22 protein-coding genes and 2 pseudogenes are annotated in these 26630 nt (G+C 42.0%); 10 read left to right on the top strand and 14 right to left on the bottom strand.

Annotated elements, in window-relative coordinates; all coding sequences use genetic code 11:
* Window positions 1–37: 37 nt before the first annotated feature.
* Entirely contained in the window at window positions 38–1228 is a 1191-nt protein-coding gene (locus V7783_RS00875; protein WP_335677121.1) for an amino acid aminotransferase, read from the top strand.
* 85 nt (window positions 1229–1313) lie between these two features.
* On the opposite strand, the pseudogene V7783_RS00870 reads toward V7783_RS00875, so the two are convergent.
* The 9 genes and pseudogenes from V7783_RS00870 to V7783_RS00830 all read right to left on the bottom strand — a co-directional run.
* A pseudogene (locus V7783_RS00870) lies at window positions 1314–1436 on the bottom strand (Tim44 domain-containing protein); the annotation flags it as partial.
* A gap of 32 nt (window positions 1437–1468) precedes the next feature.
* Window positions 1469–2263, bottom strand: a complete 795-nt coding sequence (locus V7783_RS00865) for a DUF3379 family protein (protein WP_335677120.1) — start codon at window positions 2261–2263, stop codon at window positions 1469–1471.
* Window positions 2263–2820 carry a sigma-70 family RNA polymerase sigma factor gene (locus V7783_RS00860; RefSeq protein ID WP_335677119.1) on the bottom strand — a complete coding sequence of 186 codons (558 nt, stop codon included), beginning with the start codon at window positions 2818–2820 and terminating at the stop codon, window positions 2263–2265. The genes V7783_RS00865 and V7783_RS00860 overlap by 1 nt, the downstream gene beginning before the upstream one ends.
* A 64-nt stretch (window positions 2821–2884) precedes the next feature.
* A complete protein-coding gene (locus V7783_RS00855) occupies window positions 2885–4528 on the bottom strand; it encodes a BatD family protein (RefSeq protein WP_335677118.1) in 1644 nt (547 codons plus the stop codon).
* Window positions 4522–6414, bottom strand: coding sequence for a vWA domain-containing protein (locus V7783_RS00850; protein ID WP_335677117.1), 1893 nt, complete (start codon window positions 6412–6414; stop codon window positions 4522–4524). The genes V7783_RS00855 and V7783_RS00850 overlap by 7 nt, the downstream gene beginning before the upstream one ends.
* A complete protein-coding gene (locus tag V7783_RS00845) occupies window positions 6414–7400 on the bottom strand; it encodes a vWA domain-containing protein (protein WP_335677116.1) in 987 nt (328 codons plus the stop codon). Before V7783_RS00845 ends, V7783_RS00850 begins: the two co-directional genes overlap by 1 nt.
* Window positions 7393–7830, bottom strand: coding sequence for a DUF4381 domain-containing protein (locus V7783_RS00840; RefSeq protein WP_335677115.1), 438 nt, complete (start codon window positions 7828–7830; stop codon window positions 7393–7395). The genes V7783_RS00845 and V7783_RS00840 overlap by 8 nt, the downstream gene beginning before the upstream one ends.
* A 1-nt stretch (window position 7831) precedes the next feature.
* Window positions 7832–8776: a DUF58 domain-containing protein gene (locus tag V7783_RS00835; RefSeq protein ID WP_335677114.1), complete on the bottom strand. Its 945-nt coding sequence runs from the start codon at window positions 8774–8776 to the stop codon at window positions 7832–7834.
* A gap of 3 nt (window positions 8777–8779) precedes the next feature.
* Window positions 8780–9736, bottom strand: a complete 957-nt coding sequence (locus V7783_RS00830; RefSeq protein WP_064667661.1) for an AAA family ATPase — start codon at window positions 9734–9736, stop codon at window positions 8780–8782.
* 285 nt (window positions 9737–10021) lie between these two features.
* On the opposite strand from V7783_RS00830, the gene fadI reads away from it, so the two are divergent.
* The 3 genes from fadI to V7783_RS00815 all read left to right on the top strand — a co-directional run bounded on the left by fadI (window position 10022) and on the right by V7783_RS00815 (window position 14262).
* Window positions 10022–11332: an acetyl-CoA C-acyltransferase FadI gene (gene fadI, locus V7783_RS00825; protein WP_335677113.1), complete on the top strand. Its 1311-nt coding sequence runs from the start codon at window positions 10022–10024 to the stop codon at window positions 11330–11332.
* Window positions 11332–13623, top strand: a complete 2292-nt coding sequence (fadJ, locus tag V7783_RS00820; RefSeq protein WP_335677112.1) for a fatty acid oxidation complex subunit alpha FadJ — start codon at window positions 11332–11334, stop codon at window positions 13621–13623. Before fadI ends, fadJ begins: the two co-directional genes overlap by 1 nt.
* 111 nt (window positions 13624–13734) lie before the next feature.
* Window positions 13735–14262 carry a GNAT family N-acetyltransferase gene (locus tag V7783_RS00815; RefSeq protein WP_335677111.1) on the top strand — a complete coding sequence of 176 codons (528 nt, stop codon included), beginning with the start codon at window positions 13735–13737 and terminating at the stop codon, window positions 14260–14262.
* A gap of 38 nt (window positions 14263–14300) precedes the next feature.
* Here the strand turns inward: V7783_RS00815 and V7783_RS00810 are convergent, their stop codons facing one another.
* Complete coding sequence (locus V7783_RS00810) at window positions 14301–14687, bottom strand: MmcQ/YjbR family DNA-binding protein (protein ID WP_335677110.1); 387 nt, start codon at window positions 14685–14687, stop codon at window positions 14301–14303.
* A 292-nt stretch (window positions 14688–14979) separates the two neighbouring features.
* Here V7783_RS00810 and efpL point away from each other — a divergent pair, with 292 nt between their 5' ends.
* Window positions 14980–15552, top strand: coding sequence for an elongation factor P-like protein EfpL (gene efpL / locus V7783_RS00805; RefSeq protein WP_064667656.1), 573 nt, complete (start codon window positions 14980–14982; stop codon window positions 15550–15552).
* A gap of 355 nt (window positions 15553–15907) precedes the next feature.
* Here efpL and V7783_RS00800 read toward each other — a convergent pair whose 3' ends face one another.
* Complete coding sequence (locus tag V7783_RS00800) at window positions 15908–18040, bottom strand: putative bifunctional diguanylate cyclase/phosphodiesterase (RefSeq protein ID WP_335677332.1); 2133 nt, start codon at window positions 18038–18040, stop codon at window positions 15908–15910.
* Window positions 18041–18197: 157 nt separating this feature from the next.
* Window positions 18198–20918: an insulinase family protein gene (locus tag V7783_RS00795; protein ID WP_335677109.1), complete on the bottom strand. Its 2721-nt coding sequence runs from the start codon at window positions 20916–20918 to the stop codon at window positions 18198–18200.
* 181 nt (window positions 20919–21099) lie between these two features.
* Between V7783_RS00795 and sixA the strand changes: the two genes are divergently transcribed.
* The 3 genes from sixA (at window position 21100) to V7783_RS00780 (ending at window position 22790) form a co-directional block, all read left to right on the top strand.
* Complete coding sequence (gene sixA, locus V7783_RS00790) at window positions 21100–21570, top strand: phosphohistidine phosphatase SixA (protein WP_335677108.1); 471 nt, start codon at window positions 21100–21102, stop codon at window positions 21568–21570.
* 66 nt (window positions 21571–21636) lie between these two features.
* Entirely contained in the window at window positions 21637–21987 is a 351-nt protein-coding gene (locus V7783_RS00785) for a RidA family protein (RefSeq protein ID WP_335677107.1), read from the top strand.
* Between the two features lie 65 nt (window positions 21988–22052).
* Entirely contained in the window at window positions 22053–22790 is a 738-nt protein-coding gene (locus V7783_RS00780; protein ID WP_335677106.1) for an SDR family oxidoreductase, read from the top strand.
* A gap of 3 nt (window positions 22791–22793) precedes the next feature.
* On the opposite strand, the pseudogene V7783_RS00775 reads toward V7783_RS00780, so the two are convergent.
* Window positions 22794–23717 (bottom strand): annotated as a pseudogene (locus V7783_RS00775) (AEC family transporter).
* A gap of 37 nt (window positions 23718–23754) precedes the next feature.
* The gene (gene smrB, locus V7783_RS00770) at window positions 23755–24312 is read right to left on the bottom strand and encodes an endonuclease SmrB (RefSeq protein ID WP_335677105.1); all 558 of its coding nucleotides are present in this window, start codon (window positions 24310–24312) and stop codon (window positions 23755–23757) included.
* Between the two features lie 147 nt (window positions 24313–24459).
* On the opposite strand from smrB, the gene prmB reads away from it, so the two are divergent.
* Window positions 24460–25395, top strand: coding sequence for a 50S ribosomal protein L3 N(5)-glutamine methyltransferase (gene prmB / locus V7783_RS00765; protein WP_335677104.1), 936 nt, complete (start codon window positions 24460–24462; stop codon window positions 25393–25395).
* Between the two features lie 67 nt (window positions 25396–25462).
* Window positions 25463–26560 (top strand): chorismate synthase, encoded by a 1098-nt coding sequence (gene aroC / locus V7783_RS00760; RefSeq protein WP_335677103.1) that lies wholly within the window; start codon window positions 25463–25465, stop codon window positions 26558–26560.
* Window positions 26561–26630: the final 70 nt, after the last annotated feature.

Genomic DNA, 26630 nt, shown 5'->3' with positions numbered 1-26630 from the left:
GCAACAGCTAACCCCTAAATAATGAAAGAGATAGTCAATGTTCTCAGTATTAAAACCATTACCAACTGATCCTATTCTTGGCCTTATGGCGGCCTATAAGCAAGATACTAACCCAAATAAGATTGACTTAGGGGTTGGTGTTTATAAAGACGAGCAAGGTAATACGCCAGTATTAAAAGCAGTAAAAAAAGCTGAAGCGTTCCGTCTTGAAAACGAAACCAGCAAATCATACATTGGTTTGGCAGGTAACTTAGATTACTGTCAAAAAATGGAAAACCTATTATTAGGTGAGCACCAAGCATTATTAGCTAATCGTGTTCGTACAGCACAAGCGCCAGGTGGTACAGGTGCATTGCGTGTTGCTGCTGAATTTATCGTTCGTTGTAATCCAGGTGCGACTGTGTGGGTGACTAATCCTACATGGGCAAATCACATTAGCTTATTTGAAGCGGCGGGTCTGACAGTTAAAGAATACCCATATTACGATTATGAAAACAAAGACCTATTATTTGATGAAATGATCGAAACCCTAACGCAAGTGCCTAAAGGTGACGTTGTTTTATTACATGCATGCTGTCACAACCCAAGTGGTATGGACTTAAACGAAACCCAGTGGAATACGGTTGCTGAACTTGCAAAAGATGTTGGCTTTACACCACTTGTTGATATCGCATACCAAGGTTTTGGTTCAAGCCTTGAAGAAGATGCAAATGGTTTACGTATTCTAGCAAATGCGGTTGATGAACTAATTATTTGTTCGTCATGTTCGAAAAACTTTGGTCTATATCGCGAGCGTATTGGTGCCTGTTCAATTATTGCGAAAGACAGCGCAACAGCTGATATTTCAAACTCAGTATTATTAAGCGTGGTACGTAGTATTTACTCAATGCCACCTGCGCACGGTGCAGATATTGTAAACACTATTTTAAGCAGCACCGAGCTTACACAGCAGTGGCACAGCGAACTTGATGAAATGCGTAACCGTATCAATGGATTACGTACATTGATCAAAGATAGCCTAGCGACTAAAGGCATTGCGCAAGATTTCTCGTTTATTGACCGTCAACACGGTATGTTCTCTTTCTTAGGAATTAATAAAGAGCAAATCGATCGCCTACAAAAAGACTACGGTATTTATATTGTTGGTTCTAGCCGCGTAAACGTGGCAGGTATCAGCCAAGCAAATATCGATTACTTTGCGAATGCTGTTGCAGACGTTTGTAAATAACTCTATTTAAATAGTTTTATTGGATAATAAAAAACCGCACAACAATTGTTGTGCGGTTTTTATTTTTTTTACCTATCAGCTAGGTTTAACTATCAATTAAATCTTCAACACCGACAATTAGCCAAGGTGCATCTGCGCTGGTGGCACGTTCTAAATGTCATATCTCTAAGATAGGCTGTTCTTTATTATCACCAAGATCACGATACTTATCTTAGATTAACGACAAGTTGCGTGAGTAGATTAATGTAACCAGCGGATTGCATGGTTAATACGATCATTGTAGTGCTCTAGTGGCACCCCTAAACTGGCGACTAAAATAGTGTCGGCATCAGCACCACGATTTATATGGCCTTCAAAACGTTCATCTTGAAAATCATCTTCACCGATGCCAAATGATTGATCCTTCGATGGCACAATAAATACTGTCATTGGACCGTGCTCTGATTCAAACACTAAATGCAGCCCTTTTTGGCCCTTAAAGTCACAAAACATTAAATACGTTACTTTACCAGGAAGCTCATTTAAATGGCCGCCAAGCTCTGCAAATTTTTTATTGACGGTTTCTAAACTGATCGCTTTAGTTTTCTGTAACGAATTAATTTCATGATAAACATGGGCAAGTGCATGTTCGCCTGCACCATAAGTAATATTTTGTTCACTGCTAAACAAAAAAGCACCTACTGCAACCAGTAATGAGGCTGCCATTGCAAGCGGTAAACGGCCTAGTTTAAAGCGTGAGCTTGCCTCAACCACATTATCTATTGGTTGTTGCATTGGGGCATCGGTTTGCTCTGTAAAACGCGGCTCCATAGTTGGTGCTTCATTTTGTTCATGCGCTGCGGTATTTGCTAAAATACGCTCAGCAAGACCCTTTGGCACAGGTATATCAAGTGCCTGGCTAATTTGTGTATCAAATGCTTGCATCTCATCTATAAATGCTTGTCGCTCAGGATGCTGCTCTGCAAACTCTAAAAGCTCCTTTTCTGTACTGCTTGGCTGTGCGCTAACTCGGCGACGAAACTCGAGATCATCCATTATTTTGATGCCCCTTTAAGTTGTTCATCATCACGGCTTAAAGCCTCTTTCAACTGGTTTCTGGCGCGGTATAAACGCGTCATCACGGTGTTTTTATTTAAATCTAATATTTCAGCTATCTCATCACCAGAGCAACCCATAACTACTTGCAGTAGTAATGGCTCACGGTATTCATCAGAGAGCTTAGCGATTTGACGCTGGATCACTGTTTGCTCCATTTCGTCATCTAAGGTGACGCTTTTATCATCAACTAAGGTATCGTTTTCAACATCGCTATAATCAAATTGTTTGCGTTCAAAGCGACGGGCATTTTCCCGGCGCAAAATCGTCAATAGCCATGGTTTTGCTGCTTTTTGATCTAATAATGAATCAAGAGAGCGCCAAGCACGTAAAAACGTTTCTTGGACAAGATCTTCGGCTATATTAGGATCACGGCATAACCAATACGCAAAGCGATATAATTCGCTATGATAAACATGAACAAGTTTTTCATAGCGTGTTTTTTTCTCTGCCATATCAACTAAGACCTGACTACTCGCGTTTTTATTTCCAAGCATAAGCACTTTTTTATTTTAAGTAATTCGCTGTCCGAGTTTTAGGGTAGCCCTATATACTCAAACTCTATTTATAAAGTCCTTTTAATACTGCTTGTTGAGATTTCCCTTGGGTATTACGCTGCGCTTCTAATAGCTGCACAATGGCAGCCAAGTCGACCTCGCTGCTATTAGGACTATAGAGGGCAGACTGCAGTTTAGCAATCTGTTGACTCAGTTGAATATTATCAAGGTCTAGCACTAACTTGTCTATCGCACTATGCGGTTGTTTTGTCTGTTGTATAGCGTAACGGTTCAATGCCTGATAGAACGCGTTTATATCATTGTTTTTGCTTATTTTATTAAGTTCATCTAATGACGTTGACGATTCTTTTTTTACTACTTTAGGCTGACTACTAACAACAGTGCGTAAAGAGCGACTACGTAACCATAAAATTAACGTGATCAACCACAGTAAATAGCCAATAACACTTACAATAATCAACCATAGTGGGATGTTGTTTACCAGTACTGGCTGTTGATTTAGCGAGGGCGAATCTTCCGTCATTGGCAACGTCGATGTCGGCGCTGCTGGTTGCGGATTTACAGCGTCGTTACGGCTTGGTGTGACGGTAATGGTTCGAGCAGGCAAGGTTGCATAGCTAATACGGTTAATTTTAGTGTTATACCAAGGTACGCTCACTTCTGGCAGCGTATAAGTGCCTGGCAATTGTGGCAGTAATGCATACGACGCGGTTTGTTGTGATATCACACGGCCATCTCTGACTAAGTGGTTATTTTCTTTTTCATCTGGGTAGCTGCGAATACCTTTTATGTCAGGCAGTTCAATATCGGGTAATTGCTCTTTGGTAATGCCAAGTGCGGTTAAAGTCAGCGTTCGAGTAATCGGCGTGCCAACTTCTACAGTGTCATCTTCTGGCTGCCATTGTTCATCTAAATTCACTAACTCGCTTGGTAACCATGCGCCTTGATAGTCGCTTGGAATGGGTTTGATCTCAATGTTGACATCTTCGCCCAACGCAGAGACATCTAACTGGCGGTAGTCTTGACGAATACGGCCTTGAAAAACAGGGGCTTGAATCGTATAACTGCCACTTTTTTGTGGCTGTACCAAGTATTCACGGGTGATGACTAAATAGCGTTTGCCATCGATCAGCTCGTAATCTTCAGCTTGTTTACCAATTTGGCTCAGCTGCGCATCAGGCATAGAGGGAGTACTTAAATTGCCATCAAGTAACTCTTTGGCAAGATAAAGCTTTACCGTATATACACCAGCTTCTTGGACAAATAAGCTGTCACTAGAGAGTGAGGCTTTAATAAAAATATCATTGTTTTGCTGCGCATCTTGACTGCGCTTTGCAACTTTTAGTGCTATTGGCTCAGAGCTGACACCGGCAACACTAAATGCAGGAATAGTATAATCGCCAGCACTGCGAGTCATTAGTTTAACTGACCAGTTTGTTTGCTTAGAAATACTGCCATTGACAATGTTGGTGCGCGTACTGACCGAAGTACGGCCAACCACAAAGTCTTTTAACAGTACCGATGTATCAGGTTGATCATCTTTAATGGTGTCGTCGGCGCTGATAGTGAGCATAAAAAATTCACCAGCTAACACTGGGTTTTTATCAACACTGGCTTGTAGTTGTGTGACAGCCCACGAGGGCATAGCGCTGATAAGCAATAAACAACAGATTAATCGCATTACCATGATTTTTCGACTCCTTGTGGACGGCGTTGATAGTTTCGTTTTTGGGCTTCTAAGTGCATTTTGTTGCGTAATAAAATAGCGGGATCATCGGGTACTTTGCGCAACAATTGACTTAACTGTTGAGCTTTCTCTTTTTCCTCATTGCTCAGCTCGGCTGTTTGCGCTTGCATGGCTTGCTGTTTCGCCGCATCTTCTGCTTGCTGCTGTTGCTCAGGGGTCATTTGCGGTTGTGCTGATTGCTCCTCGCTTGCGGAATCATCCTCAGGCTCGCTTGGCTGGTCTTGTTGTGCATCAGCGTTATCGCCTTGCTCGGGTTCAGCTTCCATTTGTGGGTCATTTTTTTCATCAGCTTGCTGATCGCCAGGTTGACCATCTTGTTGTTGATCATTTTGCTCTGACTCATCCCCTTGTTGCGATTGCTCATCTTGGGAAGGTTGCTCACCTTGCTGTGATTTATCTTTATTTTGCTGATCTTGACCTTGCTCGCCATCTTGAGAGTCTTGATCTTGATTTTGTTCGCCGTCTTGACCTTGTTGCTCCTGCTGCTGTTGCAGTAACTGCTCAACTAACGCTTGATTTTCCTTTGCTTCGGTAAAGTTATCTTGCAACTGTTGGGCTTGCTGGTAGGCGCTAATTGCTTCCTCTAGTTTGCCTGCTTTGGCTAGTGCATTGCCGAAGTTATATAAACCAGTGGCGCTTTTATCTTCGCTAAACTGCGATAGCGCAGCGTCAAAATTACCTTGTTGGTAAAGCGCCGCGCCTTTTAATTGTCTCGATTGCGCGCTAGCAGCTTGCTCATACTCACCTTGTTGGTAGGCATCCAGAGCACGCTGATCTTGGTTTTTAAATACCGAAGGCAGCTCGAGTGCATAAGCATTTTGCTGTGGTAAAAAGCTGCATACTACTATTACCGCAGCAAAGGCACCGCGGCGGAAGATCCACATCATCATAGGTAGTAAAATAACTAGCCCATAAATGCCAGCATCAATACGCCATAACGCTTGGCTTTGTTTCTCATTTTTTAGCATTTCACTGTTAGCACTTGGCGCAAAAACTTGAATATCACGGGCACTTGGTTGATAAGTCGTAAACTTTCCACCACTGTTCTTAGCTAAACTATTTAATATACTGATATTGATGGTCGGCACCACAATTTGGCCGTAATTATCTTTTAAAAATCCCCCCTCAGGGAGTTTGATTGGCGCACCTTGCTCGGTGCCCACGCCATAAATGTTGAGGCGATAAGGGCTGTTACTAGTAAATTGGCTGATATCGCTTTGTTCATTTTGCTCAATGCCATCGGTGACTAAAATGATGTCGCCTTCGAGGTAGCCTGCTTGGGTCAATAACTCTTTTGCAGCATCAAGCCCCGCAAGTACATTAGATCCTTTATCAGGCATGATCTCTGGACTTAAACTGGGAATTAAATTTTCCAGTGTAGCGGCATCATTGGTCAGCGGAGAAATGGTATACGCGGTGCCTGCATATGCAACTAAAGCGGTGTCACCTTCTTTAAACAATTTAATCATATCTAATGCTTTAAACCGTGCTTGCACTAGGCGGCTAGGGGCGATGTCGGTACTGTACATAGACAGCGACATGTCCATTACAATCACACGGGCATTTTTGCTTTGAAACACAGGAACTTGTTTTTCTTCAAAGCTGGGTCCTGCGCTAAAAATGACGGCCAAAATTGCAAACAATGCAATCAACCAAATAGGCTGGCTTTGCTGTTGGTTATTTGTGTTGATCACAAATTTAGCTAAATGAGGCGCAATTAATTCACCTTGATTATTTTTTTTGTGTTTCAACATTGCAATAGTAAACATTAAACACACAGGCACTAATAGCCATAATACTGCTGGGCGAATAAACTCAAAGTCCATTAGGCCTCCTGTCTGAATGTTTTGGCGGTGGTGAGCATAACGCGCAAACCAACCAAGGCTAGTGCAATGAGTAATGGGTAATAAAATAACGCACTTTGTGGGCGAAACGTTTGTTCATCAGCGCTGATCGGTTCGAGCTTATCCAGCTCTTGATAAATTTGTTGTAAGCCGGCGACGTCTTTGGCACGAAAATACAAACCACCGGTTTGCTCAGCAATACGCTTTAGCAGCGATTCATCTAAGCTACCGCCACTCATGCCACCCATATTAAATAGGCTAAAACCACGGGGATTATCGGAGCCTACGCCTATGGTATACACTTTAATTCCTTCTTCACGGGCCAGCAGTAGGGCTTCTTCTGGGTCTAAGTTACCAGCGGTATTTTGGCCATCGGTAAGTAGCACAACAATACGATTACTTTCATCTTTACTGGCAAAACGTTTTACTGATAAACCCAGTGCATCACCAATAGCTGTGGCACGCCCAACTAGACCAATTTGTGCTTCTGAGAGCATTTGACTCACTGTTTTTACGTCCCGCGTTAGGGGGGTTTGCAAAAATGCAGTATCACCAAATAAAATCAATCCTAAACGATCACCTTGGCGCTGCTCTATAAAGTCACTCAATACCGCTTTTACCATCGTTAAACGGTCAACATATTGGCCTTGATAAGCCATATCTTGCTCGGTCATTGAACCTGATAAATCCACTGCAAGCATAATGTCGCGGCCTTCATTAGGCAGGGTGATTGGTTCATCAAGCCAGGTTGGATTAGCAATAGCGCAAACTAACAATACCCAAACTAACCATTCAAACACGCTGATGCTGCGAGTATGTTGCTGGGCAACCTGTGACGCTAAGTTAAGTTTGGCAAAACCAGGAATACGTAAGCGGGTGCTGCCCTCACTCGCTAAAGGCTTAAGTAAGCGCAATAACCAAGGTAAGGGTAATAATACAAATAGCCAAGGCCAGCTAAATTCAAACATTCAGCGGCTCCTTTAATTTAAATTGCGCAATGGCGAGTTTTAATTTATTAGCCAGCGCAGTTTGATTACTCTGTGGTTGATAAAGACTCATTAACTCACGCTCAGTAAATTGTTGTCCGGTCAGCTTATTTAGCGTGTTACACCATTGTTTAGTGCCTTGTGATGCCGCACTTTGCGCGTAGTAATGTAAAACCAATCGCTTAATTAAAATATGTAATTGAGGGGCATCGTCATTATATTGTTCACTCAATAACACGGCATGTCGTTTGGCTTTTTTAAACTGGTATGCTTGATACAAGCGGTAACTTAGATAGCCGATAGCCAATAATAATGTGCCAATAATGACCCACCAAATGGGTGCTAATGGCCACCAAGACACTTGGCTTGGCACAATCACATCATGTAGGCCATCTAAAGGAGAGGTTTGCATGTTACTTTCTCACTAATTGCAGCTCAAGAGGGATGGCTGCATTGAATGATATTAAATTAAGACCTGATTTTGTTAAGCGTTGTAAACGTGAAGCGAAGGCTTGCTCAGCCGTTTTCGCAAACTTATCACGAAACCCTTTATCCATTAGCGGCAGGGCAAAATCGCTGCCGTTGGCGCTTACAGTCACTGTTTGTTTAAAAGCAGGCAATTGGTGTTCAAATGGATCGCTAATATGGCAACCAATGAGCTCACAGTGACGACTCAGTATTTCGAGTTGTTTAAAGCTTGCATCATCTAAGCTACTAAAATCTGACACCAGATAAACCAAGCTGCCAGGTTTGGCTAAATGATTTAAACGCTTTAAGTTATCACTGAGTTTGTTGGGGGCTTCATCGTCAATTTTATGCAGAGCTTGTTGGTGACTGGCACATAAGTTGTGGCATAGTTTTAACACGGCTTTTTCACGAGCACTGGGTTTGAGCTCTAAATGAGAATGTTGATTAAATACAATCCCACCAATGCGATCGCCACGTTGACACGCCGACCATGCAACTAATGCGCTAATGTGCGCAGCTTGCACAGACTTAAGTAATAACTTTGAACCAAACAACATAGAATTAGAAAAATCGCTAAACACAAATACCGGGCGTTCTTTCTCTTCTTGAAAAAGTTTAGTGTGAGTTTCGCCTGTACGTGCTGTAACTCGCCAATCAATCGAGCGAATATCATCACCTTGCTGATAATGACGTACTTCGGCAAATTCCATACCGCGGCCTTTATGAGGGGCAAGATATTGGCCGGTTAGGCTGTTTCTAATTTTTACTTTTGGGGCAAGTTCGAGTAAGCGAGCCTTTGCTTTATAATACATTAGCTCTTTTAGCCCAAGCTCAACCCCATGGCTATGACTTAAATTCAGCCACTGTTGATTATCTAATTGGCTTTGCATAGTTTATGGCACGGCAACAAGTTCTAAAATACGGCTAATGACTTGGTCTTTAGTAACACCATCAGCTTGGGCTTCGTAACTTAAAATAATACGATGGCGCAACACATTGTGCAGTACGGCTTGAATATCATCAGGTGCAACAAAGTCCCGACCTTGCAACCAAGCATGAGCACGGGCACATTTATCTAAGGCGATGGTGGCACGCGGACTCGCGCCATATTCAATCCAACTACCTAATTGGGCGTCTAGTTTTGCTCCTTCACGGGTGGCAATAATAAGTTGCACTAAATATTGCTCAAGCGGCTCTGCTAAGTACAGACCTAAAATTGCTTTACGAGAGGCAAATAAATCGCTTTGACTAATTTGTTGCGCAGGAGCTTGGTGTTCGCTCAAGGCTTCCCCACGGGTCAGACGTAAAATATCTAGCTCATGCTCGGCGCCCGGGTAATCAATGCTTAAATGCAACAAAAAACGGTCTAATTGCGCTTCAGGCAGGGGATAGGTGCCTTCTTGCTCAAGCGGGTTTTGGGTTGCCATTACCATGAATAAATCAGACAGCGGATAGGTATTTTTGCCAACCGTAACCTGGCGTTCAGCCATGGCTTCTAATAAAGCTGATTGTACTTTAGCGGGAGCACGGTTGATTTCATCGGCTAATATAAGGTTATGAAATAAAGGGCCTTTTTCGAACACGAATTCACTGGTTTGTTGACGATAAATATCTGTGCCAGTAACATCCGCAGGTAATAAATCGGGTGTAAATTGGACCCGTTGGAATGAACCTTCAACCCCTTTAGCAAGAGCATTGACTGCACGGGTTTTAGCAAGCCCTGGAGGGCCTTCAACTAATAAGTGACCATCGGCTAAAATAGCAATAAGTAGTGCTTGCGTTAATTCTGGCTGACCAATGATTTGGCTATCTAAATAAGTTTTTAATTGTGAAAATACGTTAGTGGCCATAGTAAAAAAACTGTCCTGATTTGCAAGGTTTATAAAAGCTTAACTAGTAATATGGGTAAATAGTTTATAACACAAGTGTTAGACCTGAATTTACAAAATAGTTCGTTATTTTTTAAGGATTTTTACCCTAGCATACAAATTGCACTATTTTTTGTAAATACGTTAAAAAAAGCCTATTGTTGATAACTAATTATACTATTTTCAATTTCACTATTGGCTTTAGTACACGGGTTGTTTAGAATCGAGGAAAACAAACAGGTCAGACCTGTCAGCGGGAGAGCATTAATGTCTGAGCAAAACATACTAAAAACAGCAAAGGGCGATCGTATCGCCATCGTCAGTGGTTTACGTACACCATTCGCTAAACAAGCGACTGCATTTCACCATGTACCGGCCCTTGATATGGGCAAGTTAGTGGTTAACGAAATGCTTGAGCGTCTTAACTTTGATAAATCAGAAATTGATCAATTGGTATTCGGTCAAGTAGTGCAAATGCCAGAAGCACCAAACATCGCCCGCGAAATCGTTTTAGGTACTGGCATGCCAGTCTCTGTTGATGCCTATTCTGTATCACGCGCATGTGCCACCAGTTTTCAAGCGATTGCTAATGTCGCCGAGTCGATTATGGCAGGCTCCGTGCAAGTGGGTATTGCTGGTGGTGCTGATTCATCATCTGTATTGCCAATCGGTGTGAGTAAAAAATTAGCCGGTAGTTTGGTCGATTTAAATAAAGCACGCACTTTTGGTCAGCGTTTAAAAATATTTTCAAAGTTGCGTTTAAAAGATTTATTACCAGTACCACCAGCTGTGGCTGAGTATTCGACGGGTTTGTCGATGGGGCAAACTGCTGAACAAATGGCAAAAACGCACAGCATTAGCCGTGCCGATCAAGATGCGCTGGCTCATCGCTCACATACACTAGCAAGCCAAGCTTGGGCAGATGGTAAGCTTAGCGAAGAAGTAATGACAGCCCATTTACCGCCATATAAAAGCTTTATTGAGCAAGATAATAACATTCGCCATAATTCAACCGTTGAAGGTTATGCTAAATTAAAGCCTGCTTTTGACCGCCAACATGGCTCTGTAACTGCTGCTAACTCAACACCATTAACGGATGGCGCAGCGGCAGTGTTAATGATGAGCGAAAGTAAAGCAAAAGCTTTAGGTTATAACATTTTAGGTTATGTACGCAGCTTTGCCTTTTCAGCGATTGGTGTACATGAAGACATGCTTATGGGGCCTGCTCACTCAACACCGATTGCATTAGCCAGAGCGGGCATTACACTCGCAGATCTTGATTTAATAGAAATGCATGAAGCATTTGCAGCGCAAACGTTGGCGAATATGAAAATGTTTGCGTCCGATAAGTTTGCTCAAGAAAAACTCGGTCGCAGTAAAGCGATTGGTGAAATTAACATGGATAAGTTTAATGTATTAGGCGGCTCGCTTGCATATGGTCACCCATTTGCAGCCACCGGCGCACGACTTATCACCCAAAGTTTACATGAACTTAACCGCCGCGGCGGTGGTTTAGCACTTACGACTGCATGTGCTGCAGGCGGGTTAGGTGCAGCCTTTGTATTGGAGAGTGCGTAATGACAGATTCAGTATTTAGTTTAGAAATAGATGAGCAAAAGCTTGCTGTTGTAACTATCGACGTGCCGGGGGAGAAAATGAATACCCTGCGCGACAGCTTTGCTGATGACTTAACAGCATTGCTTGATGAAGCTAAGCAGCAGTCAGTGAAAGGCATGGTTTTTATCAGTGGTAAAAGCGATAACTTTATCGCCGGCGCAGATGTAAAAATGCTTGATAACGTTGAACATCGTAATGATGCATTAGCTATCAGCGAACTATGCCACCGTGCTTTTTTTGATATGAAAGAACTCCCGTTTGCAACGGTGAGTGCTATTCATGGTGCGGCATTGGGTGGTGGTTTAGAATTTGCCTTAGCCTGTGATTACCGTATTTGTTCAGACAGCGACATTACCAAACTTGGCTTGCCAGAAGTGCAACTTGGTTTATTACCGGGTGGCGGTGGTACGCAACGATTACCAAAACTGGTTGGTTTGCAAAAAGCCCTTGAGTGGACTTTAACAGGTAAGCAAATTCGCGCTAAACAAGCTAAAAAAGCAGGCTTAGTGGATGACTGTGTACCGCAAACTGTATTACTGCGTGTTGCTAAAGAGTTTGCGGTAAAAGGTAAAGCAAAAACAACTAAGCCAAAGCTTGACCGTTTAAGCCAATTACTAGAATCGAATCCGTTTGGCCGTAATATTATCTTTAAAAAGGCACAAGAAAATGTGCTGAAAAAAACCGGTGGTCATTATCCAGCGCCACTGGCTATCATCAAAGCAATACGTGCAAGTGTTGAACTTGATGAACTTAAAGCCTATAAAACAGAAGCTGAAGGCTTTGCTACGTTAGTAATGAGTAGTGAGTCTAAATCATTACGTGGGATCTTTTTTGCAACCACGGAGATGAAAAAAGAATGGCGCAATGATGACGCGCCAGCAATCACTAAAACAGCGGTGTTAGGCGGTGGTTTAATGGGCGCAGGTATTGCCCATGTTAGTGCCGTTAAAGCCGGTGTGCCAGTGCGTATTAAAGATGTAGCCGAGCAGGGCATTAGTAATGCCATGAATTACAGCTATAAGATTTTAGATAAAAAGCAAAAACGCCGCATTTTATCTAAAGCTGACCTGCAACAGACTATGAACAGAATTACCGGTACTACTAATTACAGTGGCTTTAAGCACATTGATTTAGTGATCGAAGCGGTATTTGAAGATCTTAGCCTAAAACAAGGTATGGTGGCCGATGTTGAGCGTGAATGCCAAAATAACACTATTTTTGCTAGTAACACGTCATCACTGCCTATTTCACAAATAGCAGCGCAGGCTGCTCGCCCTGAAAATGTCATTGGTCTGCATTATTTCTCACCTGTTGAGAAAATGCCATTGGTTGAAATCATTCCACACGAAGGCACTTCAAAAGAGACCATCGCGCGTATTGTGAACTTTGCTCGCAAGCAAGGTAAAACGCCCATTGTGGTTAAAGATAAAGCGGGTTTCTATGTTAACCGTATTTTAGCGCCGTATGTGAATGAAGCCGCTAATTTATTATTAGCAGGTGAGCCAATTGAAAAGATTGATGCAGCTTTAGTCGAGTTTGGTTTCCCTGTTGGGCCATTAGCGCTACTGGATGAAGTAGGTATTGATATTGGCTCTAAGATTGCGCCAATTCTTGAACAAGAACTCGGTGAGCGTTTTAAAGCACCGGATGCATTTTCACGTTTAATTGATGCCAAACGCTTAGGCCGTAAAACGGGTCGTGGTTTTTATCTTTATGATAAAAAGAGCAAAAAAGTGGACGAATCAGTCTATGAATTGCTAGGTGTTAGCCCATCGCCACGTTTAAATAAAAGCGAAATTGCGAAACGTTGTGTATCGCAAATGCTTAATGAAGCCGCACGTTGTTTAGATGAAGGTATTATCGCAAGCCCACGTGATGGTGATATTGGCGCTATATTTGGTATTGGCTTCCCGCCCTTCTTAGGCGGTCCATTTAGTTATATGGATAAACTTGGTGCGGATAAAGTAAGCTCAGAAATGGCCACGTTTGCGAATTATAATACGGTCTTCGCACCGTGCGCGCCTTTAGTTGCGATGGCAGATGCTGGGGCAAGCTTTTACCAGCTTACACCTGTACAGCAGGCTAAACCTGCAGCAGAGGTTGAAGAGGCAGAGCAAGTAACTGTCGAGCCAAGCACAACCAGTGAAACAGATAGCGAACAGCTTGAAGAGCAACATACGCAGGTGTCAGCAACTGAGGCTGAAGACGTTGCAGTCACTGATACCGACGAGAGTACAAAAGAAAATAAATAGTCTTTTGGCTTTATTTATTATAAAAACGCACTTATTACAGTGCGTTTTTTTATGCTTATTACTTTTATAGACTACATACTCATGAGCAAAGGACGACTTTGGAATATTATTATGATGCTCACTACAGCTAGGCTGACCCTAAGGTTACTAACGGCTGACGATTGGCCGCTTTTCTTTGCATTGCATATCAACTCTCAAGTGATTGAGAAGTGCTTTGATAAGCCACCTGAGGCGCAAATACGCGCAAAATTTAATGAGCGTTTGAAGCCGTGGAGGCCCGCTTCAAATCAACCTTTATGTATGGTTATTAGCGAGAATAGTAGCGGCAAGCCAGTTGGTGTAACGGGCTTTACCGCATCGCAACTGGCAGATATTCAAGAAGTCGGGTACTTATTATTGCCTGAGTTTTATGGGCGGGGCTATGCTACGGAATCACTTAATGCATTTTTAACATGGGCAAAAGGAGAGTTTAATATTCAATTAATAAAGGCAGTGGTTAGCGCAGGTAATATTGGCTCTGAAAAAGTGCTCGAAAAATGTGGTTTTAAGTTAGTGAAAGTTGAGCCATTAGCGTATGAAATTGGTGGGGTATTAATTGATGATCACTATTATTTGTTAGACTGTACAGAAAAAATCTAAGTTGTACTGTTCAATCGCCTGAACAGTACAACAGATTATTACATGTGGATTTCAATTGCCTTACGATCTTTTTCAGGCATATTTGCAACCACTAAGTTAAATGAATTATCGATCATACGTTCAATTTCACCTTGTGGAATTGAGCCATCTAGAATAACAGTATTCCATAACCGTTTATTCATATGATAACCAGGTATTACCGAAGGAAAAATATCCCGTAAAGCTTGCGCCTCATCGGGGTCACATTTTAAATTCATCCACCAAAGTGGGTTGCCATCTTCGTCTGTTTGCCCTTCATTACCAACGGATAAGGTGGCAAACATTTTATGGTTTACTTTATATACATCAACTTCTTGGCCAAAAGGTTTGGTAACCATAACCAGAGGTTTTTTAGATAAATACTCGTGTGCTGTGTGCTGATCCATGATCCAGTCCTTGAAGTCATTTATGGTAAATTAACAATAGCAGCTTTTTCGTAGTTTAGTCATGAAAAATCGGCCAATAGGTAAAATTTATTAGTAAATACAAGCTATAAAGCCTATTTATCTTTCGAGGTTGAATTGTTAGCAGATATTTGGGTTTTTATTGGGCACTGGGCGGCTTGGCTCTATTTTTTACTTAGCAGATAGAAAAACCGCCATAAGCGCTATTTTCTTATTGAAGAAAACCCAGTTCGTGGTATGTTTCTCGGGATTTATAAATTATAGGAATACACTAATGCCAAAGGCAAGTGAAGTTAAAAAAGGTACTGCTATTGAGTTTAATGGCCGCGTTTTAGTGGTTAAGGATATTGTTCGCTCTGTGCCACAAGGCCGTGCTGGTGGAAGCTTATATCGCATGCGTTTGTACGATGTTGTAACAGGCAGCAAAGTAGACGAAACATTTAAAGACAGCGACATGCTTAAACTTGCTGATTTAACTCGTCGCGAAGCTATGTTCTCGTACGTAGATGGCGAAGAATATGTGTTTATGGATAACGAAGATTACACGCCATATAACTTGAGTAAAGAAGCGATCAGCGAAGAAATTTTATTCGTAAACGAAGAAACTCAAGGTGTGCACGTGATTGTTATTGATGGTGCGCCAGTAGGCTTAGATTTACCTTCAAGCGTTGAACTTGTCGTTGAAGAAACAGACCCTTCAATTAAAGGTGCTTCAGCGAGTGCACGTTCAAAACCTGCACGTTTATCAACAGGTTTAACGATTCAAGTACCTGAGCATATTTCTACAGGTGACCGCATTCGTATTAATACTGCTGAGCATAAATTTATGGGCCGTGCTGAAAAGTAATTACGCCTAGGCATTGAAAAAGCCGACAGCCGCTGTCGGTTTTTTTATATCTCTATTTTTATGTTCATTATTTACCCATGTCACTTTAAACTTATCAATGCTTTCGTTACACTACGCGCTCATTTTTTAAACTGAAAAAGCGAGGCTGCTTTTGTATTTTCTGCTCAGCATAGTATCTATTGTCGTTATGTATTCACAGGCGATTAAAAAAGGTATGCCAGTTAAGCGCTGGGTGTTGCTTGGCGGGTTGTTAGGCCCAATTGCTTGGTGTTTGTTTAATTTACATCATCGTCGCGCTTTGCTGCGTTGTGTGGGTATACAAGCATGTGTTTGGCGGCCTTAAAATAAAAGCGCGTTATGCTTGGTGCACTAAACTCAGCGCCGCTTGGTTTTGTTGCTTCTTCAAAAATTCAGTAAACTCAGCTCGCGAAAGCGGTTTTGAATAATAGTAGCCTTGCATTGTTTCACAGTTAAGTTCTTTTAAAATCGCAATTTGATCTGCCTGTTCGACCCCCTCAGCTACGACATGCAAATCTAAGTTATGTGCGATAGTGACGATAGAATCCACCATATTACGGCCGCGCTCGCTGTGCATATCATCGATAAATGCTTTATCAACTTTTAAGGTATTCAGTGGAAATTGCTTTAAATACGCCAGTGAAGAGTAGCCAGTACCAAAGTCATCCATCGCCAAATGAATACCGCGGGCACTGAGGGATCGCATAATGGCAATCGCATCTTGCGGGTCGTCCATTACCGTGCCTTCGGTAATTTCAAGCTCTAAAAAGTACGATGGTAAGGCATGGTTTTGCAAAATCACATCAATGCGGGTGGTTAAATCCGGTAGGCTAAATTGTTTAGCTGATAAGTTCACTGCAACACGGCCATTGAATAACCCTTCGTCTAGCCAAGCTTTAACATCGCGGCAGGCTTTATGTAAGACTACTTCACCAATTTCAATTATTTGCCCGGTTTCTTCGGCTATAGGAATAAACACGCCAGGGCTGATAATGCCTTTTTTCGGGGTTATAAACCGTACCAAAGCTTCCATTCCGGTAAATTTACCCGTACGAATGTTCATTTTTGGCTGGTAATAAACTTCAAAATGATCTTCTTTTAAACCAAAGCGCATCAGGTTTTCAATCTGTAAACGTTTAACGGCTTGGCGGTTCATAGTGTCGTTAAAGAATAAGTAGCTATTGCCTTTCTTTTTCGCATGGTACATCGCCGTGTCGGCATTTTTAAGCAGTAATTCAGGGGTATTGCCGTCTTCAGGAAATAACACGATACCCACACTGGAGGTGATCACTAATTCATGACCGGCCATCTTAAATGGCGTGGCAATCGCAGCTAAAAACTGTTTTGCCATGCGGGTGATGGTATGAATATCGTTAGTGCCGGACATAACTAACGCAAATTCATCGCCGCCCAAACGATAAAATACATCTTTTTCACGGGTCAGTTTATTTAGCCGCATTGCCAGCTTGGCAAGTAGACTATCGCCTAATTGATGGCCTAAAGAGTCATTAATTTTTTTAAAGTTGTCTAAATCAAACACTAGTAGCGCATGATGGTTGTCTTTTTTGGCAAGTTTTTTCAAGTCAGTAAAAAATAGATTTCGATTTGGCAGGCCAGTAGTACGGTCTCGATTTGATAGGTTATGTAGCTGCGACTCGGCTTTTTTCCGTTCAGTTAAATCTGAAAAAACAATTACATAATTACAAATTTGATTATGTTCGTTTTTAATTTCATCAATTGAAATTTCAATCGGTAGTAATTTACGCTCACTGTTACGCAATTTTACTTCTTGTTGCCAGTGTTCGGTGGCGCGTACAGTATCTTTAATATCATCAATATAGCTTTGTTCGTAACCAGGTAAGTTAAACGGTTTATTTAAGTAATTATCGCGGTTACCGCCAAACTGGGTTAAAAAGCTGGGGTTAAGGTCAACTAAATTAAAGTTTTTATCATATATAGCCAGCGCATCTGTGAGTGATTCAACGCATTTAGCAAATAGATTAAGCCGTGCTTCGGTTGATTTTAATTGGCTGATATCACGCACTGTGCCGGTCATGCGTAGCGGGTTTAAATTGGTGTCTTTTTCAATTATTTTGCCCCTGTCGAGTACCCAATGCCAGCGGTCAAAACTGTCTTTTATTCGGTAACTTGCTTCAAAGAAAGCCGTTTGCTCAGCAAAGTGTTGCTTTAAGAGTAGTTCTACGTGGGCAATATCATTTGGGTGGATCAGGGCTTTGTTGGGGGGCACGTCGATGATGGTATTTTTATCCATCATATATTTATCGTTAATACGCAGTACTTCACCGGTTTTTATATTCCAATCCCAAAGGGTGTCACCGCTGCCCTCAACGGTACTTTTTAAGCGTCGTTCAGAAATACTTAATTGGTGTCGTGAGCGACGTAACTTATGAATTGTGAATAACAGGTACGGCAATACCAGCGCAACAAAGGCACTGGGTAAATACACCATTAAGGTTTCTAGATCGACAAGCTGCTCGCTATAACCCAGTGGGCTATAGCACAGCAACAATATGACGAATATGAATGTGTTAGTTATTATTTTTTTTATTATCATTGTGCACTTCTGTTTTCTGCACCTGATAATCTAATTGAAGCGTGCTGTCGTGTCAAAGAGATTGCGAAGAAAGTATTGTTTTTGTCGACTTGTTTGTTTTCGGCTCGCTAGTTAGTTCATATCTTGGTCTATTTTCTAGAAAGGTCTCACGAATATAGGCTACCATCTGCTCTAAACTGAGGCTATCGAGTGCCGCCAATAGTTTTTGCTGCATATGAAAATGATGATCTTGATTACCAATTGCAAGCCATAAGCGTTGCGAACGTAGCCGTAAATTTTTATCTTTTTCGGCAATATGGGTGATTAAACCATGCTTTTGTTGCAGCCATTGGCCTTCTTCGAGTTGTTGTAAAGATTCAAGGTAGTGCTCAATAAATTCATTGTGGCGTTCAAGCAGCGCGGTTGCTGAATAATTTGGTGACTGCACATAAAACGCAATACCAGCTCGGGTATTAAAAGGTGCGTAACCGGCACCAACCAAGTAGCCCAACTGTTGTTTGGTACGTAACTCGTTAAAATAGTCTTGATTAATAAGGTGATTTAGCGCCATCATTTTAACTTTTTCAATAACGTCATCGGTTTGTGCTTGATAATAAATAACCATCGCATAATCATTACAATTAAGGCTTAACTGTGAGCGAGTAACTTGTTTAATTTCAAATAACGGTCGCGTCAAATCTTCGATAGTCGCTGATTTGGCTAAGTGGTGAGCCACTTTCTTTTGAAACTCTATCGCATCACTTTCGCGCCAATTACCATGTAAAAATGATTCAACATGCAAGGCATTGAAAAATTCGCGACGAAAACAATTAAATTGATGAAAGCTGGTATCTTTAAGTGCAACAGCAAGTTGTTCTGGTTCTGGGTTCCAGGGCATTATTTTAGCGCCAAGTACACTAAATAACTCGCCAACGGGTTTATTTTGATTACTGTTACGCCAATGACGGACTAACTGTTTTTTATACTCAGCAAAACGTTTGGCGCAAATATCGACATTGAATAAAGCTTCAAGTAACTCATCAACTAATTCTAATTGGCTCGATGAGAGCCCCGCAGTGTGCAAGGTTAAGCCACCTTGATGTGACGTTAAATGGTAACTTAAACCGGCTAGTTCTGCTGGGTAAAACTGCTCTGCAACACTGTCCATAAATAAATCCGCAAATAAGCGCGTCAGTGCCATATGCTTAATATCTTTAACGGCAAAATCTGAGTCCATTGCTAAATAAAAATGGCCTTTGGCAACTCGAAAAGTGTTGTCTTGCTTGAACCAAAAATCAAACCCCGGCTCTTTTACTAGTAGTCGTGGCTGTGACTGCGGTTGCTCAACATCGTACAGCGACACTTCCTTAGTCAAATAAGGGTTGGCAGTAGGCAGCAGCATTTCAGGTAATGGGGTATTAATCTCACATAATGCTTCAAGCCAGCAGCTCGAAATGCTTTCGATCCGATAGGGGGTATGATACCACTGAGTGGTATGTTCAGGCTCAACGTCTGGGTGGATCAACACTAAGCGCATATTATGTGGGGTTAACCATTGCATTGCGGTTTGGTGCGCGGTTTGATTAAAGCCATCCATCAGGTAGTCACCTTGCACATAATTGGCTTCATCATAGTGCTGCATATTAATACTTAGGTTACTAACCCAATCGATCAATCGCGCTTTTTCTTGGTTATCAAAGGCAATTTGCAATAGGTTCTTTTTATCTTGGTATAAGCGTGGCAACTTTTCGATGTTTTGATTAATTAAACAAATATACTCAAACACCATTTCTACAATGTCTTCATAATATTCAATGCCTTCGTCGGTCAATGCCATGCTGATATTAAAATCTTTAAAGTTACTGCCGTTAATACCACCTCCCGCAGAGAGGGCGTTGATCCAACCTTGTGCTTTTAAAATAGAATACAGCGAGCCTTGACCTTCGTAACCTAATAAGTGGGCAATAAAACTCACTGTTTTGTGGCGATAAAACTCATCAATATTTGGCATGGCAAAACTAACAATAAGTTTTTGCATGTGTTTATGCGGCTCTATATGCAGCACTTTACAAAGATCTTGTGAACGATATAGCGATGCAGCAATAACGGGCTTTGCTTTAGGTTGACCTTTAATATCACTAAACAGGGTATTAACCCATTGCGCCATCGTGTCTATGGCTGCATCGGAGCAAATCACTAGGCTCATCCATTGTGCTTGATAATGCTCATCAAAAAAGCGACGTAACTCTTTACTCACACAGCCATCACGATCAGCTAAGGTTTGCTGATTTCCCACGGAGAATTTTGCAAAAGGGTGGGCCGGGTTAACGGTTTCTTTGTGTGCTTGGTAAATACGGCGGCCATCATCTTTTATTTTTAATTTAAATTCCGCATCAATGGCATTTCGTTCTTTGTCTGTTTCGGCTGGGTTGAGCAAAGGAGCAATGAAGAAACGGCTGAATTGATTTAGTGCCTGCTCAAATTCTTGATTGTTTATATCAAAAAAATAACAGGTGTGTTCAGTGCCTGTCCACGCGTTGGTATTACCGCCTGCTTGGGAAACAAAATTGCCAAAGCCACCGGATTCAGGAAATTGATCTGTTCCTAAAAAAAGCATGTGTTCTAAAAAGTGAGCTAGGCCTTGTCTGTCAAGCGGATCGTCAAAATGTCCAGCATTGACTGCCATCGATGCGGCGGCTTTAGTTGAATCTTTATCTTGCACTAACAGTACTTTTAGACCATTGTCCAGTGTAAGGGCACGGTATGTTCTGTTATCATTGCGGCTGATATTCAAATGATGCTCCTGAAACGTTAAGTTTACTCGTTAACAACAATGATAGCTTCAGGGCTGCGGTTAAATTGCTTAGCGATTTCTACCTGAATATCATAAGCGAAAATGTATGACGTTGTTTTAATATAGCGGACAAACAGGCAAACTGGCTACTGTTTTATATTCTTTAATTGGTTGATTTTTTATGAAAACAATCCTAATAATGCGCCACGGCGAAGCGACTCCGATGCAAGCTGACGATGCAAGTAGAAATTTGACCTCGGTTGGCCAGCAACAGGCTGAAAAAATGGGCTTATGGTTGCAAGCAACCCATGCGCCAAACGCTTTATTGGTGAGTCCTTACATTCGTGCTCAACAAACGGCTGCGGGTGTAAAAAAGCACAATGCATTTTTATTTGAAGAAACCTGCGCGGACATAGTACCAGAAGGCAATCCACAAATTGCCGGGGATTATTTAGAAACCCTAATAGCAATGCACCCTGAATGTGATACTTGGTTAGTGGTGGCACATATGCCAATTGTTAGTTATTTAGTTGATCAACTAAGTGCCGGAAATATGCCTATCTTTAATACCGGTGCCGTTGCCGTGATAAGTTACGACGAACACAATCAAAAAAGCCAATACCTCAGTATCCATGCTCCAGCCAATATCTAAAGTTATTGATATTATTTAATAAGTTAATTTGCTAGATTTAGATAAATTAACTTAGAGAATATATTTATGACAATTGAACGCTTGCAAACTGGTGCGCGAATGAGCCGCATCGTTAAGCACAATGGCACCGTGTATTTATGCGGCCAAGTATGTGCTGACGCAGAAAAAAACATCACCGAGCAAACACAGACCATGCTTGATAAAGTCGAGCTATTACTTAACGAAGCGGGTAGTTCTAAAGAGCATATGCTCAGTGCCACTATTTACGTAAAAAGCATGGAATATTTTGCCGATATGAATGCGGTATGGGATGCCTGGGTACCTGAGGGGCATGCACCCGCACGCGCCTGTGTTGAAGCTAAAATGGCACGCGATGCCTTGTTAGTTGAGATTTCAGTTGTCGCAGCAATCAAATAGTCCTCAAGCAATTGAACGACTTATAAATGTGCGGCGTTGGTTTTCAAGGACATAAAGGAAGCACTATGAGCTCTACTCCCGTGGTACTGATAACCGGCGCTAGCCGTGGCATTGGAGCGGCAACTGCAATTTATTTTGCTCGTCACGGTTATGATGTGTGTATTAATTATAAAACGAATCAACGCAGCGCTGAAAAAATAGTGCTGCAGGTACGTGGCTTTGGCGTCAAAGCTGAAATAGTTCAAGCTGATGTGTCTGAAGAAACACAAGTGCTTACTCTATTTACAAAAGTAGACGAGCTATTTGGCAAACTAGATGTGCTGATAAACAATGCAGGTATTTTAAAACCGCAAATGCCATTACTTGAGATGGATGCCACACGTATAAATGAAGTGCTAACCACCAATGTAACAAGCGCTTTTTTATGCAGTCGTGAAGCGGTTAAGCGCATGACTAATGGCGGCAGTATCGTTAATGTTTCATCTGGGGCGGCCAAAACAGGCTCGCCGAATGAATATATAGATTATGCTGCTTCAAAAGGGGCGATGGACACCTTAACAATTGGCTTAGCTAAAGAAGTCGCTATGCTTAATATTCGCGTTAACTCAGTGCGCCCAGGATTAATCTACACTGAAATGCACCGTGATGGTGGTGAAGCTAATCGGGTAGATCGTCTTAAAGATAAGTTACCATTGGCTCGAGGTGGGCAACCTGAGGAAGTTGCCGCTGCAATTTACTTTTTAGCCTCTGAGCAGGCATCATTTACCACAGCTAGTTTTATTGATGTAGCTGGCGGTTTGTAAAGGTTACAGCAATACCGATAACCAAAAACTAAAGCTAACGACGCTCAATACAGTTGATAAAACCACTGCGCCGGCAAGTGTCACTTGATGTTGGCCTATCTGGCTGGCAATAAGGTAGGCATTAACACCCACAGGAGAAGCGCTTAATAGCACTAATACATTTAAAATCTCTCTTTCTAATTCAAATGCGTATGCACCGATCAAAAATACCCCAGCAGGTAGTAACAAAATCTTCATTAGCGAGGCGATTAATGCAGGTTGCCAATTAGCGGCAATTTTATAAAACGCTAAGTTGGCACCTAATACAAATAACGCGCAGGCAATGGCGGGGGTTGCTAATAGCTCTAAACTCTTTGCTAGGTTATCAAGCAAAACAATGCCGCTGATATTTAATATTAGCCCGCAGCCTATACTCAATACAATCGGATTCAGTACCATGCTCTTAGCAAAATTTGACCATGAAAATGCGTGCTCGCTGCCCTTTGCACCAATTAAGTAAGTGAGTGCAAACAGTAATGTACTGTGAAAGGTAATGATCATAAAAGCGATGGCGATCATTTATTTGCCCAGTGAGGCGATGATAATAGGAATGCCCACCAACACCATGTTTGAGTAACTGGTCGCTAAGCCAAACACACTGTGTTGCTGATAGTTCTTTTGATTCGCTAAATAAAAACGGTCAACTAAAATGCCTAAAGCAAACACCAGTAGCACTGGAATATAAAAACTCAAAAAGGCAGATAAACTAATGCTTTGGTGTAAGTCTATTTGCGACATATTTAAAAATAAAAACGCAGGCAAACTGATGTAAAACGTAAACTTACTCAGTCCTGCAATGTGTTGCTGTTGAAAAAATTTTAACTTACAACAGCCATAACCCAGAGCAACAATGAAGATCAGCGGGAAGATTATTGAAAATATATGCACTTAATTATGGCCTGTAAAAGCAGATGGCTAGCAACGTTTAACGTCTAAATTCATCACTTTGTGGTAAGTTTATTAAAATAAGTACCGCCCCTTTACCACCATATTCAAGCGGTGCTTGGTGCATAGCAATAACATCGGGGTGCTGTACTAAATATTGCGGTACTTTATGTCTGAGAATATGTCCGCCAATGCCATGAACGACACAGGCGCAGTAATAGTGCTTTTTTTTGCATTCATGGATCAGCCCTGCTAATTCATCTTTAGCTAATTCTTTATTTAAACCATGTAAATCAAGGGTTAAATCGGGGATAAAGTCACCACGGCGTAATTGCTTTGCTAAAAAGCGGTCCTCGCCTTCTCGCACATAATTAACCGTACCGTGAGTGTCTATATCGGGCACATATTCATCAGAAAAGAAAAATTCTGACTGTTGTTGCTTTTTTTGCTGGGCAAATAGCTTCGCTTGTGAGATTTTAGGTTTATTAGCAAAGCGGTGAGTATCTTGTTTAAATACACGGGCACCACTGATGCTTTGACGAAACATATCGATGTCGTCGATGCTAATATCTGCGTTTGAGAGAGGATCTTTTTTCATAGCGGCAGTCTAAACAAAAAAACGCTAAAAATCGAGATAAAACAGAGTAAAAACTGTGTGAAAAAGCGTTACAATAGGGCAATCATGGGGCCTTAATTGCGCCTCGATTGAATAGATATTTTCTAAAGCAGCAGGTAGACAACGAACATGAGTGAATTACTAATAGAAGAAGCAACCTTAGATGAAGCTGTAGCAGAACTTTCAACGTTACACGATTGGCTGCGTTGGACGACTAGCCAGTTTGCCAGCAGTGGTATTTTCTTTGGTCACGGTACTGATAATGCATGGGATGAGGCGGTGAGCTTATTACTTCCAGCATTAAGTTTACCGATTGATGCACCAAAAGAATTAATGCATGCGCGCTTAACCAGCACCGAAAAAAACCGCCTCGCAGGTTTAATTGCTGAGCGTATTAACGATTTTACCCCAGTACCTTACTTAACAAATATAGCTTGGTTTGCCAATATGCCATTTTATGTGGACGAGCGCGTACTTATTCCTCGTTCGCCGTTTGCTGAGCTTATCAATAATCGTTTTACGCCGTGGCTTGAAGAGCCTGAGTCGGTTAGCCGTATTTTAGATTTATGCACAGGATCTGGCTGTATTGCAATTGCACTGGCGCAAGTGTTTGATGAAGCACAAGTTGATGCTGTGGATATTTCTTACGAAGCACTTGAAGTTGCGGATATTAATATCACCGACTATCAGTTAAGTGACCGTGTATTACCTATTCAATCAGATGTCTTCAGCGGTGTACCTGGGCAAAAATATGACCTGATCGTGGCAAACCCGCCATACGTTGATGCTGAAGACATGGCCGATTTACCGCGTGAGTTCCACCATGAGCCAGAGCTTGGTTTGGCATCGGGTCACGATGGCCTTGATGTAACTCGTACTATTTTAAGTGAAGCGGCAGATCATCTAACTGATAACGGTTTGTTATTTGTCGAAGTAGGTAACTCTATGGTACACATGGATGCGCTTTACCCTGGCGCGCCGTTTGAATGGATTGAATTTGAACAAGGTGGCTTAGGTGTATTTGTGATCAGCAAAAAGCAGTTAGTTGAATACTTCGCAGATTAGTCACAGCAAGAATTAAAGCCGAGCCTTAGGCTCGGTACTTAGTAGTCATTAGGAATGAGGAAAGTTAATGGCAGGTAATAGCATAGGGCAGTTATTTAAAGTGTCCACCTTTGGCGAAAGCCACGGCGTCGCCCTCGGCGGTGTTGTTGATGGTACGCCCGCAGGTCTTGAAATCACCGAGGCCGATTTACAAATTGATTTAGACCGTCGCAAACCAGGGCAAAGCCGTTACACAACGCAGCGCCGTGAAGACGATCAAATAAAAATTCTCTCTGGTGTATTTGAAGGTAAAACCACAGGCACGAGTATTGGTTTACTGATTGAAAACACCGATCAACGTTCAAAAGACTACGGCAAGATTAAAGACGTGTTTCGTCCAGGCCACGGCGATTATACCTATTGGCATAAATACGGACTGCGCGATTATCGCGGTGGTGGCCGTTCATCTGCCCGTGAAACCGCAATACGTGTAGCCGCAGGTGCGATTGCCAAAAAATACCTAAAACAATTTCATGGTATTGAAGTACGTGCATGTTTAAGCCAACTTGGGCCAATAAAAGCTGAGAACTATGATTGGGATGAAGTTGAAAACAATCTGTTTTTCTTCCCTGATGCTAGCAAACTTGAAGCCCTTGATGAATATATGCGCGACCTTAAAAAGCAAGGTGACTCAGTCGGTGCAAAAGTAAAAGTAGTGGCTAAAAATGTACCTGTTGGGTTAGGTGAACCGGTATTTGATAGGCTTGACGCTGAACTTGCACACTCTCTAATGAGTATCAACGCCGTAAAAGGCGTTGAGATTGGTGATGGCTTTGATGTGGTTGAACAAAAAGGTTCAGAGCATCGCGACGAGTTAACACCTGATGGTTTTACTTCAAATCATGCCGGTGGCGTACTTGCAGGTATCTCTACAGGGCAAGATATTATCGCGTCAATTGCACTCAAACCGACATCGAGCATTACCATCCCAGGCAACAGTATTAATACTGAAAACGAAGCGGTGGAAATGATCACTAAGGGTCGTCACGATCCCTGTGTGGGCATTCGCGCAATCCCGATAGCGGAAGCCATGATGGCGATTACATTAATGGACCATTTACTACGCCAACGCGGACAAAACCCGCATGTTCATCATGAGCATGGGCCAATTAAAGGCTCAATTTAATTGTTTTAGCTTTACACTAAACCGATATATAAATTGAAAGCGCGACTTATGTCGCGCTTTTTTGTGCTTA

It is taken from the genome of Pseudoalteromonas sp., assembly GCF_036960685.1.
In the GTDB taxonomy this organism is placed as follows: Bacteria; Pseudomonadota; Gammaproteobacteria; order Enterobacterales; family Alteromonadaceae; genus Pseudoalteromonas.
This window is presented reverse-complemented; position numbering and strand designations above follow the sequence as displayed.

Excerpts from the sequence above, each read along its gene's own strand:
- aroC (WP_335677103.1), top strand. The coding sequence starts at position 25,463 with ATGGCAGGTAATAGCATAGGGCAGTTATTTAAAGTGTCCACCTTTGGC.
- V7783_RS00850 (WP_335677117.1), bottom strand. The coding sequence starts at position 6,414 with ATGGACTTTGAGTTTATTCGCCCAGCAGTATTATGGCTATTAGTGCCT.
- V7783_RS00855 (WP_335677118.1), bottom strand. The coding sequence starts at position 4,528 with ATGGTAATGCGATTAATCTGTTGTTTATTGCTTATCAGCGCTATGCCC.
- V7783_RS00780 (WP_335677106.1), top strand. The coding sequence starts at position 22,053 with ATGAGCTCTACTCCCGTGGTACTGATAACCGGCGCTAGCCGTGGCATT.
- prmB (WP_335677104.1), top strand. The coding sequence starts at position 24,460 with ATGAGTGAATTACTAATAGAAGAAGCAACCTTAGATGAAGCTGTAGCA.
- fadI (WP_335677113.1), top strand. The coding sequence starts at position 10,022 with ATGTCTGAGCAAAACATACTAAAAACAGCAAAGGGCGATCGTATCGCC.
- V7783_RS00810 (WP_335677110.1), bottom strand. The coding sequence starts at position 14,687 with ATGGATCAGCACACAGCACACGAGTATTTATCTAAAAAACCTCTGGTT.
- V7783_RS00845 (WP_335677116.1), bottom strand. The coding sequence starts at position 7,400 with ATGTTTGAATTTAGCTGGCCTTGGCTATTTGTATTATTACCCTTACCT.
- efpL (WP_064667656.1), top strand. The coding sequence starts at position 14,980 with ATGCCAAAGGCAAGTGAAGTTAAAAAAGGTACTGCTATTGAGTTTAAT.
- V7783_RS00840 (WP_335677115.1), bottom strand. The coding sequence starts at position 7,830 with ATGCAAACCTCTCCTTTAGATGGCCTACATGATGTGATTGTGCCAAGC.
- V7783_RS00800 (WP_335677332.1), bottom strand. The coding sequence starts at position 18,040 with ATGGTGTATTTACCCAGTGCCTTTGTTGCGCTGGTATTGCCGTACCTG.
- V7783_RS00785 (WP_335677107.1), top strand. The coding sequence starts at position 21,637 with ATGACAATTGAACGCTTGCAAACTGGTGCGCGAATGAGCCGCATCGTT.
- V7783_RS00835 (WP_335677114.1), bottom strand. The coding sequence starts at position 8,776 with ATGCAAAGCCAATTAGATAATCAACAGTGGCTGAATTTAAGTCATAGC.
- fadJ (WP_335677112.1), top strand. The coding sequence starts at position 11,332 with ATGACAGATTCAGTATTTAGTTTAGAAATAGATGAGCAAAAGCTTGCT.
- V7783_RS00830 (WP_064667661.1), bottom strand. The coding sequence starts at position 9,736 with ATGGCCACTAACGTATTTTCACAATTAAAAACTTATTTAGATAGCCAA.
- V7783_RS00875 (WP_335677121.1), top strand. The coding sequence starts at position 38 with ATGTTCTCAGTATTAAAACCATTACCAACTGATCCTATTCTTGGCCTT.
- sixA (WP_335677108.1), top strand. The coding sequence starts at position 21,100 with ATGAAAACAATCCTAATAATGCGCCACGGCGAAGCGACTCCGATGCAA.
- V7783_RS00860 (WP_335677119.1), bottom strand. The coding sequence starts at position 2,820 with ATGCTTGGAAATAAAAACGCGAGTAGTCAGGTCTTAGTTGATATGGCA.
- smrB (WP_335677105.1), bottom strand. The coding sequence starts at position 24,312 with ATGAAAAAAGATCCTCTCTCAAACGCAGATATTAGCATCGACGACATC.
- V7783_RS00815 (WP_335677111.1), top strand. The coding sequence starts at position 13,735 with ATGATGCTCACTACAGCTAGGCTGACCCTAAGGTTACTAACGGCTGAC.
- V7783_RS00865 (WP_335677120.1), bottom strand. The coding sequence starts at position 2,263 with ATGGATGATCTCGAGTTTCGTCGCCGAGTTAGCGCACAGCCAAGCAGT.